This window comes from Vibrio sp. 3-2(1), assembly GCF_963887575.1.
Classification (GTDB): domain Bacteria; phylum Pseudomonadota; class Gammaproteobacteria; order Enterobacterales; family Vibrionaceae; genus Vibrio; species Vibrio anguillarum.
The window spans coordinates 446,576-462,624 of the sequence record NZ_CAWPGB010000011.1; the positions used below are offsets into that span (position 1 = coordinate 446,576).

A 16,049-nucleotide genomic window follows, 5' to 3' on the forward strand; every position below is an offset into this window, starting at 1 on the left:
CGTACTTTACTGGCCACAGCACTGTTTGAATTTTTTGCCACTGGCGCACGGACAAGGATCATTGCGTCCAATCTCTTTAAATGGGTTAACCCGCTGCGTTTTCATGCCGAGCATTAATTCATCAGCCATTAACGCCACTTCAGTGATCATGACATCCAACTGCTCAGCAAAATCACTCAAACTGGGTGGTGTTGCAAAACCCGCTTCGCTCATCTGCTGCCGTGTTTGTGTTTCATCGATGGCTAACATGAAGGTGGTCAACAAAGCTTGCAGCATGCGCAGGCTGCCATCACCAATTTGAGTCTCTAACCATTGCGGTTCAACGACTGGCCAGACGCTCATAAACCCTTCAGCAAAATCAGCCCACTGAGTCGCATTATCTAGCAAGGCTAACGCCGAATATTCGCTACGTTTGAGCAAGTTATATTGCAGATTAATTTGCGCCATCACCGCTGGTTCAAGTGCTTTGACTTGCTCCCCCACTAAAGGTTCTAACCAAGTTGTGGGTTCTAACGGCTTAGTGGCGAAATTGGATGCCAAAATAGCCCCTTCAAAAAAATGAGCGGATTGAGGAGCTGATTGAGGAAGAGAGAGCAATGAGTAGGTCATGAAAATCTGTACAGTTAAAATGGTTGACCAAGGATTATATACCAACTCTTGCATTTAGTGACTTTTGATTCGGTAACCACTACAATCTCGCCTCGAATTTTTAAGGCGAAATGATGATGCGTGTAATTTTGGGCCCAATGGAGGGTGTGCTAGACCACTTGATGCGTGAACTGCTCACCCAGATGAATGATTACGATCTGTGCGTGACTGAATTTGTGCGTGTCGTTGACCAATTATTGCCTGACCACGTTTTTTATCGCCTTTGTCCTGAACTGAAAACAGGCTCAAAAACACAAGCAGGTGTTCCCGTGCACGTTCAACTGCTCGGCCAAGAGCCACATTGGATGGCAGAAAATGCCGCACGAGTTGCTGAATTAGGCGCGCACGGCATTGACTTGAATTTTGGTTGCCCAGCGAAAACGGTCAACAAACACAAAGGCGGTGCGGCGCTGTTACAACATCCGGAATTGATTTATCAAGTGGTAAAATCATGCCGAGATGCGGTACCGAAAGCGATCCCTGTTTCGGCTAAAATCCGCTTAGGTTGGGAAGACCCTAACGACTGCTTTGAAATTGTCGATGCGATTGAACAAGCTGGAGCAAACGAGCTCACAGTTCATGCCCGAACAAAAGCGGGCGGTTATCGCGCCAGTGAAATTAAGTGGGATTACATTAATCAGATACGCCAGAAGACGTCTCTGCCTCTGATCGCTAATGGCGAAATTTGGAACTATGACGATGGTCAAGCCTGTATTAAAGCGACGGGCGTAGAGTCATTGATGGTTTGTCGAGGCGCATTCAACGTTCCCAATTTAGGCAATGTGGTCAAACATAACCATAAAGTGATGCCTTGGCATGAAGTGGTTGATCTGCTCCTGCGCTATTCGCAATTTGAAATTAGAGGCGATAAAGGCTTTTACTATCCCAACCGAGTCAAGCAATGGTTTACCTACTTGCGTCAAGAATATCCTCAAGCTAACGAGCTATTTCGCGAAATCAGGACCTTCACCAAATCGGAACCTATCGTGGAGCACATTCAGCGTTACCGTGATCGGTTACAAAACACATTGTAATGCGTTTTCTTCAGGCTTTCTCAACATCACGCCGAGAAAGCCTGTTGCTGCTTAGTCAACCACTGTGATAACTAACCCTCTGTGATAACGAAATAAAACCATTAACTGAGTAGAAGGCTATCATCTGCCAGCTCTTCGCCTCGAACTTTCGAAAACATTTCCAGTAGATCAGGCACTTTCATATTGGCACGCTGCTCACCAGACACATCAAGAACAATTTCACCTTGGTGAAGCATCACTGTGCGATCACCACACGCTAAGGCATCTTTCATCGAGTGCGTTACCATCATCACCGTCAAGTTAAATTCTTTGACGATTGTTTTGGTCAAATCAATGATAAAGGCCGCCATTCTAGGGTCCAGAGCCGCAGTGTGCTCATCAAGCAGTAACAATTTACTGTCAGATAAAGTTGCCATCACTAAGCTAACCGCTTGACGCTGCCCACCAGACAGTAGGCCGATGTTATCGCCTAAACGATCTTCTAATCCCAAACCAAGGATAGCGATTCGCTCTTGAAACAACTTGCGACGTGATGAAGAAAGTGACAGCCCCCACCCTCGGCGCTTGCCGCGCATGTAGGCTAAAGCCATATTCTCTTCAATGGTTAAATCGCCACATGTACCGGCAAGTGGGTCTTGGAACACGCGAGCGCATAAACGTGCACGCTGATCCACGCTCTGGCGCGTGACATCGACTTCATCGATGAGTACTTTGCCTGCCATCATGGGCGTTTCGCCCGTTACAGCGCCTAATAAGGTCGATTTCCCTGCACCATTTGAGCCAATCACAGTTAAAAATTGATGTTCAGGTACTTCGAGGTGAACACCTCTTAACGCTCTATTTTCTAAAATTGTGCCAGGGTTAAACGTGACTTGAATATCTTCTAAACGAATCATAATGTTTCTCCTGACGCTTTATCCTGCTTAGCAACAACCGACTTCTGAGCAGGAGAATTACCCTTTTTTGCTTTGAAGTTCCTTTTCATTTTTGGCGCAATCAGTGCAATGGCCACCAGCACAGCAGTAACTAAGTTGAGATCAGACGCCTGCAAACCGAACATGCCCGAGCTCAAAGCAAAGGCGACCGCTAAACGGTACAGCACTGAACCGACGATGACCGCCAGCACTGCAACCCAGATCCGGCGCCTAGGGATCAACGTCTGCCCCAAGATCACAGCAGCAAGGCCAACGACAATCGTCCCTACGCCCGAAGTTACATCAGCAAAACTGTTGGTTTGCGCAAACAGTGCCCCAGCAAAACCGACAAAACCATTCGATAACGCAAGAGCAAAATAGGTATAAAACGAGGTGCTTCCGCCTTGTGCTCTCACCATACGGGCATTAACGCCCGTAGCACGCAGTCCAAGTCCAAAGTCACTGTTTAATAATCGCACCACAAACCAGGCCGAAATCAAGACCAATACACCCACGACCAGCGGGCGAATGTAAACCGAGTCACCCATGGCTTCAAAGGGCGTAAGAATGGTCTCCTCCCCAAGCAGAGCAATATTGGGGCGTCCCATAATACGAATATTGATGGAGAAGGCGGCAATCATGGTAAGAATCGACGCCAATAGATGCAAAATACCGCAGCGAACCGCAAGAAATGCAGTCACCCAACCGGTAAAGGCACCCGCAAGTATTGCCATTCCTGTAGCGACCCAAGGGTTAATACCTGCCACAATCGCCGTTGCGGCCACCGCAGCGCCCATCGGGAAGCTGCCGTCAACGCTTAAATCGGGGAAATCAAGGACACGGAAAGTGAGGTAAACACCCAATGCCACTAATCCGTACAGCAGCCCTATCTCTAGAGCGCCAAAAAAAGCAAAAGCAGACATAACAACTCCTTTCTCTGCTTAAACAGAGCTAAAGCCTTCGCTCTAGCTCTGAATGGTCTTTATTTTACGCTCGTAGCACGATCAAGTACTGACTGAGGAATAGTTACGCCCAGTTTTTCCGCTGCGGTTTTGTTGATCATTAAATCAGACCCTTTGGCCACTTTAACATCCAGTTTACCCGGTGCTTGGCCTTCCAAGATAGCGACAACATAGTCCGCGGTTTGTACGCCAATTTGGTAATAATCAAAGCCAAGGCTAGCAATCGCTCCGCGTTCAACATAAGAGGTTGCTGCGCCAAATACTGGGGTCTTAGCTTGGTTTGCCGAAACAATCATCCCTTCAATCGCACTGGCGACGGTATTATCAATCAAGGCATAGATAATGTCTGATTTTGAGGCAATCGCCTGTGTCGCAGTTTGTACGTCTGCGCTTTTTAAGGCTGTCGCTTCAATAAGTTTAATGCCATGTTTTTGAGTGCTCGATTTAAGCAGTTCCATCAAGCTCACTGCATTGGCCTCACCGGGGTTATACACTACGCCGATAGATTTCACGTTTGGCATGATCTCTTTGATCAGCTCAACGTGCTGTTCAACTGGCGACAGATCAGAAAGCCCGGTCACGTTCTTACCCGGTTGCTCAAGTTTTTTTACCAATTTAGCACCGACAGGATCGGTCACCGCCGTGAACACGACAGGAATAGTTTTGGTTGCAGAGACGAGCGCTTGCGCCGTGGGGGTTGCGATGCCGACTAACACATCAGGATTTTCCCCGACAAATTGGCGCGCAATTTGAACAGCAATGGCTGGGTTGCCTTGCGCGGTTTTAAAATCAAAATCTAGATTTTTGCCTTGTTCATAACCTTTTGCTTTTAAACCATCAAGTAAACCTTGTCTGGTTGCGTCTAAAGCTGGGTGCTCAACAATTTGCGATACGGCGACTTTCGCTGTTTTGGCCATGATGCTTGTGGAAGAGAGTAATACTGCTCCTGCAAAAACGGCGGTAACAATGGCTTTGCCTGCTTTCATCTTAACTCCTTGATTTAAGCATTATACCCTTCCTACTTAAAGCGGTAGCAGTGCTAGCAAATGCGCTCATCCCGTTAAACACAGTTAACCTGTGCCACATTAGGATTCATCCCATTGCAGATTGCTTACAACTTCATATTGTTTGGGTATACATGTTGGATGTTGTGTTTTTAATATTTTTATGTACGCGCACTGAGCGTCGCTGACAACATTATTACCAGTAACTCAGGCTAAAGGGAAGTGAGGTTTAACAGTAAAGTAACAAAAAGAGAGCTAAGAATAAGGCGAAAGTTGAATAACAAAGAGGAGTTCACTGCGGAAGTCCTCTTTGCCTTTTATTTACATGCTAACTGGGTGGCTAGAACCAGCGTTCTAACGCGGCGTCATCTAACTGACGGAATGCTCGGTTGAGGATAGCAGCCAGCTCTTTGTATCTCGGCTTCGCTTTGATTGGCTCTAAAGCAAAACCAGTATCGACAATCTTCTGGTACAGCTCTCGGTACCACCCAGCAAGCGAAGGTGGAAGTTGGGTATTGGCGCGGTTTCCCAGCCACCACATACCTTGTAGCGGTAAGCTTATGGCAAAAAGTGCCACTACCACTGCTTGGGGCATCGCCTGTGTATTTTCAAAAACCATCTGTGTCAGTACACTGATTGCGGCGATAGCTGGCATAGCCTTAACGCCAAAACGCGTGGCTTTAATGATCCGTTGCTCAGGAAAAATGAGGCCTAGCTCTTTGCGCACAGGCCAAACATCCATATATTTCTGACCATCTTTCAGGCTGTGAACGATTCCAACTTTGTTATTCATAGCGCGCCCTCACTCTCGATGCTGCCCATTCAACTAAAAAATAGTTTAATGATTCAACTAATCTAGTAAAAAATTGATAGAAGTTAATATTATTTCAATTTTTTTTTGTTATATTGGCCCATTATCGCTATTCTTTGCGAGCCCTCAATCTCATTGTTGCCGTTATTTACAATTTAGGCAACCCCGAGATGAAATCTGCAAGGAATGCATCGACGACTTTACGTTAAAAGCCCCGTCTCATTATACGGAAATTCAAGTTTTATTGACCAAGATTAGTAGCGCTCCACAACGGTTCTACTATTCTTGTGAATGATTTTTATCCTAACCGATTATTACAGGTAGTCACACATGTCTAAGCTAGTTTTAGTTTTAAACTGCGGTAGTTCTTCTCTTAAATTTGCTGTTGTCGATGCAGAAACAGGTGCTGAGCACCTATCAGGTCTTGCTGAATGTCTTCACCTTCCTGAAGCACGTATCAAGTGGAAACTTGACGGTAAACACGAAGCGCAACTAGGCGAAGGTGCAGCGCACGAAGAAGCACTCGCGTTTATGGTTGAAACTATTCTTGCTTCTAAGCCAGAGCTTAAAGCTAACCTTGGCGCTATCGGTCACCGTATCGTACACGGTGGTGAGCAGTTCACTCAATCTGCACTTATCTCTGATGATGTACTGAAAGGTATTCAAGACGCTGCAACCTTTGCACCGCTTCATAACCCAGCACACATCATCGGTATCGAAGCCGCTAAGAAAAACTTCCCTGAGCTTCAAAACGTAGCTGTGTTTGATACTGCGTTCCATCAAACTATGCCTGAAGAGTCTTTCCTATACGCTCTTCCGTACAATCTATACAAAGAGCATGGTATCCGTCGTTATGGCATGCATGGTACTTCACACTTATTCATCACTCGTGAAGTTGCAGGCCTACTCAACAAGCCAGTTGAAGAAGTTAACATCATCAACTGTCACCTAGGCAATGGTGCTTCTGTTTGTGCGATCAAAAACGGCCAATCAGTTGATACTTCAATGGGCCTAACGCCGCTTGAAGGTTTGGTGATGGGCACACGTTGTGGTGACATCGACCCTGCAATCATCTTCCACCTGCACGATGCACTCGGTTACTCTGTTGATCAAATCAACACTATGCTAACCAAAGAGTCTGGCCTACAAGGCTTAACTCAAGTGACTTCGGATTGCCGTTTTGTTGAAGATAACTACGGTGAGAAAGAAGAAGCGACTCGTGCAATGGACGTGTTCTGCCACCGCCTAGCAAAATACGTGGCTGGCTACACAGCAAGCCTTGACGGTCGCCTAGACGCTATCGTCTTCACTGGTGGTATCGGTGAGAACTCAGGCCCTATCCGTGAAATGGTACTAAATCGTTTGGCTATCTTCGGTATCGAAGTCGACAGCGCAGCAAACCTAAAAGCACGTTTTGGCGGCGAAGGTGTGATCACAACGGCAAACAGCCGTATTCCAGCTATGGTTATCTCGACCAATGAAGAGCTAGTGATTGCTGAAGATACTGCTCGTCTGGCAGGCCTTTAATTGACTTTCTGGCTAACTCTCTGAGTTAGCCAGTTTTTTACCGGGGCTCAACCCTTAGTTTCTAGCGATTTAGGTCAGCAGGCTTATTTCCGAAGAAGGTCATGTTGGGCTTTGTTCCTTTTTCAATCTAGTTTCGGTTAGATTGATTTCAATAGTTTGAGGTACTCTACTCATGTCCCGTACTATTATGCTTATCCCTATCAGCGCTGGTGTTGGTCTTACCAGCGTGAGCATGGGTGTCCTTCGCGCCATGGAGCGTAAAGGTGTTAGCGTTTCTTTTTATAAGCCTATTGCACAACCTCGCTCGGGTGGCGATCAACCTGATCTCACTTCAACGATTATCGGTCGCAACAGCGACATCAGCATTGCAGAACCGATGATGATGTCAGCGGCAGAAACGTTGATCGGTAGCGAAAAGATGGATGTGTTGCTTGAAACCGTCGTTGAGCGTTACAACCACATCAATAAAGATTCTGAAGTAACGCTGATTGAAGGCCTTGTGCCAACACGCAAACACCCATTCGCGAACCAAGTGAACGCAGAAATTGCCAAAACACTGGGCGCAGAAATTGTGTTTGTCGCGACTCCGGGAACGGACAACCCAACTCAGTTGAAAGAGCGTATTGAAGTTGCGTGCTCAAACTTTGGTGGAACAAAAAATAAAAACATTTCAGGTGTGATTATCAACAAGCTTAATGCCCCTGTTGATGAAGCAGGCCGTACTCGCCCTGACTTATCAGAAATTTTTGATGATGCAGATAGCGCGAAACAAGCCAATTTAGAAGTGATGCAGATCTTTAACACTAGCCCAATTCGTGTGTTAGGTTGCGTGCCTTGGAGTATCGATCTTATCGCGACTCGTGCTATTGATATGGCCAAACACCTGAAAGCTGAAATTATTAATGAAGGTGAAATTAAGTCTCGCCGTATTAAGAGCATCACTTTCTGTGCGCGTTCTTTGCCACACATGATTGAGCACTTTAAGCCAGGATCACTCTTAGTGACATCGGCCGATCGTCCTGACGTGATTGTTGCCGCCTCTCTGGCTGCAATGAATGGCGTTGAAATTGGTGCGGTACTGCTGACTGGCGGTTACGATATGCCACAAGAGATTGTGAACCTATGTAAACCAGCCTTTGAAAGCGGATTGCCTATTTTTAAAGCGCAAGGTAACACTTGGCAAACGTCACTCAACCTGCAAAGCTTTAGCCTAGAAGTTCCAGCTGACGATAAAGAACGTATCGAGTTCATCAGCGATCATGTTGCTAGCCACATCGATGGCCCTTGGATTAATTCGCTCACTGAGGGCACGCAAGGTATTCGTCGCCTTAGCCCGCCAGCATTCCGTTACCAGTTAACTGAGTATGCTCGTCGTGCAGGTAAACGTATTGTGCTTCCTGAAGGGGATGAACCACGCACAGTGAAAGCGGTCTCTATTTGTGCTGAGCGCGGTATTGCGACTTGTGTTCTACTTGGTAACCCTGATGAAATCCGCCGCGTTGCTGCGCAGCAAGGTGTTGAGTTAGGTACTGGCGTTGAAATTATCGATGCTGACTCAGTGCGCGAAAACTACGTTGCTCGCTTGGTTGAGCTGCGTGGTTCAAAAGGCATGACAGAAGTTGTGGCTCGTGAAAAACTGCAAGATTCAGTATTCCTTGGCACAATGATGCTTGAAGCGGATGAAGTTGACGGTTTGGTTTCTGGTGCGGTTCATACCACAGCCAACACCATTGTTCCTCCATTCCAAATCATTAAGACCGCGCCAAATGCCTCGATTGTATCCTCTATCTTCTTCATGCTATTGCCTGATCAAGTGTTGGTATACGGCGACTGCGCCATCAACCCAGATCCAAATGCTGAACAGCTTGCTGAAATTGCGATTCAATCGGCCGATTCTGCGGCGGCATTCGGCATTGACCCGCGCGTGGCGATGATTTCCTACTCGACAGGTGAATCAGGTAAAGGTGCTGATGTAGATAAAGTGCGTGAAGCGACGCGCATTGCTCAAGAGAAACGTCCAGATCTTATTATCGACGGTCCTCTGCAATACGATGCTGCAATCATGGAAAACGTGGCGGCTTCTAAAGCACCAAACTCTCCAGTCGCTGGTAAAGCAACGGTATTTGTCTTCCCTGACCTAAACACAGGTAATACAACTTACAAAGCAGTACAACGCTCAGCAGACCTTGTTTCTATCGGTCCAATGCTGCAAGGCATGCGTAAACCAGTAAACGATTTGTCTCGCGGTGCGTTGGTTGACGACATTGTTTACACAATCGCGTTGACGGCGATTCAAGCAAGCCAAGAAACAAAATAAAATTCTTAGCTTAACTTGCTGATTAAAAGGCTCTTATGTATCACATAAGAGCCTTTTTTATAGCACACTTCCACCCTCGTTATAACCCAATAAAACCGCGCTCATGGGGCGTATCAAGATCAAGATCCGGCCCCTTAGGTACCACTTGCGTTGGGTTAATACCGATATGGCTGAAATAATAGTGGCGTTTGATGTGGTAAAAATCGGTCGTTTGTTTGATACCGTCGATTTGGTAAAGCTCTTTTAAGTAACCGCTTAAGTTCTCATAATCGGCGATACGCTGTTTATTGCATTTAAAATGCCCGACGTAAACAGCATCAAAACGGATAAGTGTAGTGAATAAACGCCAATCCGCCTCGGTGATCTGGTTACCGACCAAGTAGCGATACGTCGCTAAATGATTGTTGACCTTATCTAATGCCGTAAAGAGTGCATCATAAGCATCGTCATAGGCCTCTTGCGTGGTCGCAAACCCACATCGATAGACGCCATTATTAATATTGGGGTAGATATACGCATTCCATTCATCGATAGCTTTGCTGAGTGCTTGCGGATAGTAGTCGTGCTGGTTACCCGTTAACTCATTAAATGCACTGTTAAACATGCGAATAATCTCAGAAGATTCATTGCTAACAATGGTATTGGTCTTCTTATCCCACAGCACAGGTACAGTTACTCGCCCTGAATAATCTACCTTTGCTTTGGTGTAGATTTGGTGGAGTTTGGTATAGCCGAACAGTGGTTCAGGAATACCAAAAGACCAGCCTTCACTTAGCATGTCAGGGCAAACGACCGTAACATCAATGTGTTCGGTGAGTGATTTAAGCTGGCGAAAAATCAATGTACGGTGAGCCCAAGGGCATGCCAAAGAGACATACAGATGATAACGGTCCGATTCTGGTTGAAATCGTGCGTCTGGCTGGCTGTCGACCCAGTGTCTGAATCCTGCGTCTTCGCGAACAAAACGCCCAGCGCTGCTTTTGGTGTCATACCAAACATCGTGCCAGACGCCTTCAACTAATTTTCCCATGATCTCCACTCCTCATTCCGATGACTTTTTTATTATAAGTAGGATAGAAAATGGTAAAACCGGAGGAAGTTGTCCTTGTTATTCAGAAATTTTGAACAGTGCGATTTACCCCGCTAAGCGCACAGATAAAAAAAGCGCGACCCAGAAATGCGTCGCGCTTAAGCCTGTCACAGGCTAAATTTAGAGTTCGACATGCAAACAAGACACAGCATGTTCATCACTACCTTTAATCTGCGGTTTTTGCTGTGCGCAAATTTCCGTCGCTTGAGGACAGCGGGTACGGAAAACACATCCAGAAGGCGGGTTGATTGGCGAGGGTAAATCCCCTTCTAGCATCTGAATTTTCTTAGCACGCTCCAGTTTTGGATCTGGAATTGGCACAGCCGACATCAAAGCTTTGGTGTAAGGGTGTGATGGATTCGCAAACAACGCCTCAGAGGTGCCAAGCTCGACCGCATTGCCTAAATACATCACGAGTACACGATCAGAGATGTGTTTCACTACCGATAAATCATGGGCAATAAAAACCAAACTTAAACCAAGCTCATTTTGCAGCTCTTTGAGCAGGTTAACCACCTGCGCTTGGATTGAAACATCCAAAGCAGAAACTGGCTCATCACAGATGATCATTTTCGGTTTTAAAATGAGCGCACGGGCAATACCAATACGTTGACACTGACCACCAGAGAATTCATGGGGATAGCGGTTAATGACGTTCGGCAATAAACCGACTTTTGTCATCATCTCTTTTACACGATCCTTTACTTCTTGCTTCGAAAGTTCTGGATAGAAGGTTTGAAGTGGCTCTGCAATAATATCGCCAACCGACATTCTTGGGTTCAATGACGCCAGTGGGTCTTGGAAAATCATCTGAATTTGCTTACGGGTTTTGCGACGCTCAACCTCATGCATTTTCGTCAAATCATTTCCTAGCCACACTACTTCACCCTCGGTGGCTTCGACTAAACCAATGATCGCTCGCGCAAAAGTAGACTTTCCGCAACCTGATTCACCTACTACGCCGAGAGTTTCACCCTCATATAGGCGCACATTGACGCCATCTACGGCTTTTAGGTTGGATGTTTTAGACCATGGCCACGCGGATTTAGAGGCAATGTTGAAGTGAACTTTGAGGTTCTTTACATCCAGTAATAATGGTTTTTGTTCGCTCATTTAACCCAAGCCTCCCAATCAGAAAAACAGGCACGTTGGCGACCATCGGCAAATGGCAATAAAATAGGTGCTTCACGTTTACAGCGTTCTGTCACTCGGTGGCAGCGCTCTTGATAAGGGCAACCCGGTGGCAATCGTAGCAAGTTAGGTGGGTTTCCAGGAATTGTTGGTAATATTTCACCTTCCGTATCCAAACGAGGAATGGCTTTTAATAAACCTTCAGCGTAAGGGTGACTCGGGTTGTAGAAAATCTCATCCACAGAGCCATATTCCATCGTACGCCCAGCATACATTACCAATACTTTGTCACATGAACCTGCAACCACACCCAGATCATGGGTGATCATGATAATGGCGGTATTGAATTCGCTTTTGAGTTCATTTAACAAATCCATAATTTGGGCTTGCACCGTTACGTCCAATGCGGTGGTGGGCTCATCGGCAATCAGTAACTTAGGCCGGCATAACAACGCCATTGCAATCATAACGCGTTGACGCATACCGCCAGAAAACTCATGCGGATACATGGTAATTCGCTTACGCGCTTCGGGGATTTTAACCGCCTCTAGCATACGTACCGACTCTTCAAACGCAGCCGACTTGCTCATTCCTTTGTGCAGCATCAGCACTTCCATCAACTGATCGCTGACCTTCATATAAGGATTCAGTGACGTCATTGGGTCTTGGAAGATCATCGCAATTTGTTCAGCGCGCACTTTGTTCAAGGCTTTTTCTGGCAAATTGAGGATCTCTTTCCCTTCAAATTTTGCGCTACCCGTGATAATACCGTTTTTGGCAAGTAGGCCCATAATAGCGAACACGGTTTGCGATTTACCAGAGCCAGACTCCCCTACGATACCGAGGGTTTCGCCTTGCTCCAGTGAAAAAGTTAAATCGTTGACAGCGGTAACAATACCATCTTGAGTGGTAAATTCGACCCGCAGATCTTTGACATCTAATAAGCTCATTATTGCTTCCTTAATCTTTTAATTATCGGTCTTTAGGATCAAGCGCATCGCGCAGACCATCACCAACATAGTTAAAGCAAAACAGGGTGACCACCATGAACGCGGCTGGGAAAGCAAGTTGCCAAATAGCGACTTCCATTGTTTGTGAACCTTCTTGTAGAAGTGCTCCCCAGCTTGTCATCGGCTCTTGAACACCAAGACCAAGGAAAGATAAAAATGACTCTGTCAAAATCATACTTGGGATCAACAGCGTCGAATAGACCGCTACAATACCCAACACGTTTGGCACAATATGACGTGTAATAATTTTCCAGTTGCTGACGCCACACACATGCGCCGCTTCAATAAACTCTTTGCTGCGTAGGCTCAAGGTTTGGCCACGCACAATTCGCGCCATATCAAGCCATGCAATTGCACCGATAGCGACGAAGATAAGCACGATATTGCGGCCAAAAAACGTGACCAACACAATAACAAGGAACATGAAAGGAACAGCGTATAGAATCTCCAAAATACGCATCATAATGCGGTCTACTTTACCGCCAATGAAGCCCGACGCCGCACCATAAAGTGTGCCGATCAGAACAGCAACCAACGCGCCCATTACGCCAACCATCAACGAAATTCGCCCACCAACTAAGGTACGCACATACAAATCACGCCCAAGGCTATCGGTGCCGAACCAATGATCCGCATTGGGCCCAACGTGCATTGAATACCAGTCCGTATTGTCATAGGTATACGGGGCCATCATCGGTAGTACGATCACCGCAAGGGTCATCATCGTCAGAATACACAAGCTGACCATTGCCGCTCTGTTACGCATAAAGCGAATTCGCGCATCTTGCCATAAGCTGCGGCCAGCTATTTCTAAGTTTTCAGAAAACTTCTCAACCGCGGCTAGGTTTTCTCTTTTCGTTAACATAACCATACGTCCCTGTTAGTAGCGAATTTTCGGGTCAATGACCGCAAGCAAAATATCAACAATGGCGTTGAAAAGAATAAATAGGAAACCAATTAAAATGGTTACACCCATCACCAATGAGTAATCGCGGTTAAATGCAGCGTTAACAAACAGCTTACCGATACCCGGTAGACCGAAAATCGTTTCAATCACTACAGACCCGGTAATAATACCGACAAACGCAGGCCCCATGTACGACACAACAGGCAGTAAAGCAGGCTTCAAAGCATGGTTAACAACGATATAGGGATAACTCAACCCTTTCGCACGTGCCGTGCGAATAAAGTTACTGTTGAGTGTTTCTATCATTGAGCCACGGGTGATACGGGCAAAGGTGGCAATATAGAGCATCGACATACCCAGCACTGGCAGTACTAAATATTGGAAACTTCCATCTAACCAACCACCAGCTGGGAATATTTTCCAATGCAAGGAGAAGAGATAAATTAAAGCTGGGGCGAGAACAAACGACGGCATCACCACGCCAATCATTGCCGTCGACATGATGGTGTAGTCAATCCAAGTGTTATGTTTTAGTGCGGCAATCGTACCAATGGAAACACCCGCGATAACGGTAAAAATAAAAGCGATAAAGCCGACTTTTGCCGAGACAGGCAAGGCAACGGCGATCAATTCATTCACCGTATAATCTTGGTATTTGAATGATGGGCCAAAATCACCTTGCAAAATATTGGTCAAGTAGGTGAAGTATTGCTCAGACACGGGTTTGTCTAAGCCATATTTGGCTTCAATGTTGGCCATCACTTCCGGTGGTAAAGGACGTTCGCTTGAGAATGGATTACCAGGAGCGAAACGCATGAGAAAGAAAGATACCGTGATCAACACCAACATGGTTGGTATCGCTTCCAATATCCTTTTTGCGATGAATTTAAGCATAAACTCACTCTTTCAGTCTGTGACAATGAAAATTAGAAAGACGCTGCATGTAAATTACTATCTGAAGATAGCTACATGCAGTGTCTAAGTCGTTATATTTTTATCAGCGTAAGTGGACTTACTTTGCTGTGATATAAAGATCTTTTGAGTAGATCTTCTCTTCCGCGTTATTCATCGGGAAGCCGCCTACATTAGGAGATAATAAACGAGATTTAACATACTGATAGATAGGGGCAATCGGCATATCTTTGGTTAATAGTTTTTCAGCATCCAGATATAGCTTAGTGCGCTCCTCTTCAGAGGTTGATTTTAACGCTTTATCAATAATTGCATCGTATTCAGCGCTTTGGTAGTGCAAACCACCCGTGGTGTTATTGCTCACCATCAAGGTCAAGAATGAAGACGCTTCATTATAGTCACCACACCAACCAGCACGTGCCACTTCAAAGTTACCTTGATCTTTAGAATCTAGATAGGTTTTCCACTCTTGGTTCTCTAATACGACATTAATACCGAGCGTTTTTTTCCACATAGAACCCAGTGCTACAGCGATTTTCTTGTGGTTTTCCGATGTATTGTAGAGAAGGCTGAATTTCAGAGGGTTGTCTTTATTAAAGCCCGCTTCAGCCAACAATTTTGCCGCTTCTGCATCGCGCTCTTTTTGCGTCATCTTGCCATATGCTGGCATTTGAGGATTAAAGCCTGCAGTAATTTCAGGTGTTAAGAAATAAGCTGGTTTTTGGCCTTGACCTAAAATCGCATCACTCACAATGTTACGGTCGATAGCGTAAGAAATCGCTTTACGCACGCGAACGTCGTCAAATGGTGCCTTTTTGGTATTGAACAGATAGTAATAAGTACACAAGTTACCCTGAATCGATACTGATTCCGGGTGTTCTTTCTTCAGACGCTTGAAGTGCTCGGTGGGTAATTCATAAGAGATATCGATTTCGCCTGCTAGGAAACGGTTCATTTCTGATACTTGGTTTTCTATGGGCAAGAAGGTGACTTTGTTAATGACTGTTTTGTCATTGTCCCAATATTGCTCGTTACGTTTTAATACTAAACGCTCATTGACAACCCATTGATCAACAACGTAGGCACCGTTGCCAACAAAATGCTCAGGCTTGGTCCATTGGTCACCAAACTTTTCAACCGTCGCTTTATGGACTGGTTTCACGGTTGTGTGGCCCATCATCATGACGAAATAAGGCACAGCATCTTCAAGTTCAACAACGAGTGTATGGTCATCTTTAGCTTTAACGCCAAGTTCACTTTTGTCTTTCGTTCCTGCAATAATCTCTTTTGCATTTTTCATCTTGGTATATTCCATATACCAAGAGTAAGGAGAAGCCGTTACAGGGTCGACGGCGCGCTGGAAGCTGAAAACAAAATCACCAGCCGTGACAGGATCACCATTTGACCATTTTGCATTTTTGCGCAAATGGAAAATAAAGGTTTTGTTGTCTGCGGTTTCCCAGCTTTCTGCGACACCAGGAATGGTTTTACCATCCGCGTCTTGGTTTACAAGCCCTTCCAATAAGTCACGAATTACGTGCGACTCAGGAACACCTTGGGATTTGTGAGGATCGAGTGTGGCGACTTCAGTACCGTTACCACGAACGATTTCCTGAACTTTGGCCAATTTGGTTCCGGCTGGAACATCAGCCGCGATAGAAAAAGTAGAAGTGGCAGCCACTGCCATACCCGCCCCTAGAAGAAGGGCTTGGGTGATTTTATTTTTATACATGCATAAACTCCAAGTTTTTATTTTTGCATCCATGACTTCCTTGAGAGCTC

General features: G+C 45.7%; 14 protein-coding genes. 3 read left to right on the forward strand and 11 right to left on the reverse strand.

The genetic code is table 11. From position 1 onward, the window contains the following. Positions 1-6: 6 nt before the first annotated feature. Positions 7-663 (reverse strand): YecA family protein, encoded by a 657-nt coding sequence (locus tag AACQ79_RS04605; protein ID WP_170898604.1) that lies wholly within the window; start codon positions 661-663, stop codon positions 7-9. A 62-nt stretch (positions 664-725) separates the two neighbouring features. On the opposite strand from AACQ79_RS04605, the gene dusC reads away from it, so the two are divergent. Then, the gene (gene dusC / locus AACQ79_RS04610; RefSeq protein ID WP_088718024.1) at positions 726-1,682 is read left to right on the forward strand and encodes a tRNA dihydrouridine(16) synthase DusC; all 957 of its coding nucleotides are present in this window, start codon (positions 726-728) and stop codon (positions 1,680-1,682) included. 101 nt (positions 1,683-1,783) lie between these two features. Here the strand turns inward: dusC and AACQ79_RS04615 are convergent, their stop codons facing one another. From AACQ79_RS04615 to yfbV, 4 genes are all read right to left on the reverse strand, one after another. After that, positions 1,784-2,578 (reverse strand): ABC transporter ATP-binding protein, encoded by a 795-nt coding sequence (locus AACQ79_RS04615; RefSeq protein ID WP_010319725.1) that lies wholly within the window; start codon positions 2,576-2,578, stop codon positions 1,784-1,786. After that, positions 2,575-3,519, reverse strand: a complete 945-nt coding sequence (locus tag AACQ79_RS04620; protein WP_170898606.1) for an ABC transporter permease — start codon at positions 3,517-3,519, stop codon at positions 2,575-2,577. The genes AACQ79_RS04615 and AACQ79_RS04620 overlap by 4 nt, the downstream gene beginning before the upstream one ends. Before the next feature lie 59 nt (positions 3,520-3,578). Beyond that, entirely contained in the window at positions 3,579-4,544 is a 966-nt protein-coding gene (locus tag AACQ79_RS04625) for an ABC transporter substrate-binding protein (RefSeq protein ID WP_013856501.1), read from the reverse strand. Positions 4,545-4,902: 358 nt separating this feature from the next. Further along, entirely contained in the window at positions 4,903-5,355 is a 453-nt protein-coding gene (yfbV, locus tag AACQ79_RS04630; protein ID WP_013856500.1) for a terminus macrodomain insulation protein YfbV, read from the reverse strand. A 348-nt stretch (positions 5,356-5,703) separates the two neighbouring features. Between yfbV and AACQ79_RS04635 the strand changes: the two genes are divergently transcribed. Together AACQ79_RS04635 and pta are read left to right on the forward strand one after the other, a co-directional pair. Next, positions 5,704-6,900 carry an acetate kinase gene (locus tag AACQ79_RS04635; RefSeq protein ID WP_013856499.1) on the forward strand — a complete coding sequence of 399 codons (1,197 nt, stop codon included), beginning with the start codon at positions 5,704-5,706 and terminating at the stop codon, positions 6,898-6,900. A gap of 172 nt (positions 6,901-7,072) precedes the next feature. Then, on the forward strand, positions 7,073-9,217 hold the full coding sequence (gene pta, locus AACQ79_RS04640; protein WP_170898608.1) for a phosphate acetyltransferase: 2,145 nt from the start codon (positions 7,073-7,075) through the stop codon (positions 9,215-9,217). Between the two features lie 79 nt (positions 9,218-9,296). On the opposite strand, the gene AACQ79_RS04645 is transcribed toward pta, so the two are convergent. The 6 genes from AACQ79_RS04645 to AACQ79_RS04670 all read right to left on the reverse strand — a co-directional run bounded on the left by AACQ79_RS04645 (position 9,297) and on the right by AACQ79_RS04670 (position 15,999). Further along, on the reverse strand, positions 9,297-10,247 hold the full coding sequence (locus AACQ79_RS04645) for a glutathione S-transferase family protein (RefSeq protein ID WP_094166155.1): 951 nt from the start codon (positions 10,245-10,247) through the stop codon (positions 9,297-9,299). A 180-nt stretch (positions 10,248-10,427) separates the two neighbouring features. Then, a complete protein-coding gene (gene oppF / locus AACQ79_RS04650) occupies positions 10,428-11,420 on the reverse strand; it encodes a murein tripeptide/oligopeptide ABC transporter ATP binding protein OppF (protein WP_170898610.1) in 993 nt (330 codons plus the stop codon). Then, positions 11,417-12,388: an ABC transporter ATP-binding protein gene (locus AACQ79_RS04655; RefSeq protein ID WP_094145609.1), complete on the reverse strand. Its 972-nt coding sequence runs from the start codon at positions 12,386-12,388 to the stop codon at positions 11,417-11,419. Before AACQ79_RS04655 ends, oppF begins: the two co-directional genes overlap by 4 nt. A 22-nt stretch (positions 12,389-12,410) precedes the next feature. Then, a complete protein-coding gene (oppC, locus tag AACQ79_RS04660; protein WP_026028150.1) occupies positions 12,411-13,313 on the reverse strand; it encodes an oligopeptide ABC transporter permease OppC in 903 nt (300 codons plus the stop codon). Between the two features lie 15 nt (positions 13,314-13,328). After that, positions 13,329-14,249, reverse strand: a complete 921-nt coding sequence (gene oppB / locus AACQ79_RS04665) for an oligopeptide ABC transporter permease OppB (RefSeq protein ID WP_013856495.1) — start codon at positions 14,247-14,249, stop codon at positions 13,329-13,331. A 118-nt stretch (positions 14,250-14,367) separates the two neighbouring features. Then, positions 14,368-15,999 (reverse strand): ABC transporter substrate-binding protein, encoded by a 1,632-nt coding sequence (locus tag AACQ79_RS04670; protein WP_141195622.1) that lies wholly within the window; start codon positions 15,997-15,999, stop codon positions 14,368-14,370. Between the last annotated feature and the right edge of the window lie 50 nt (positions 16,000-16,049).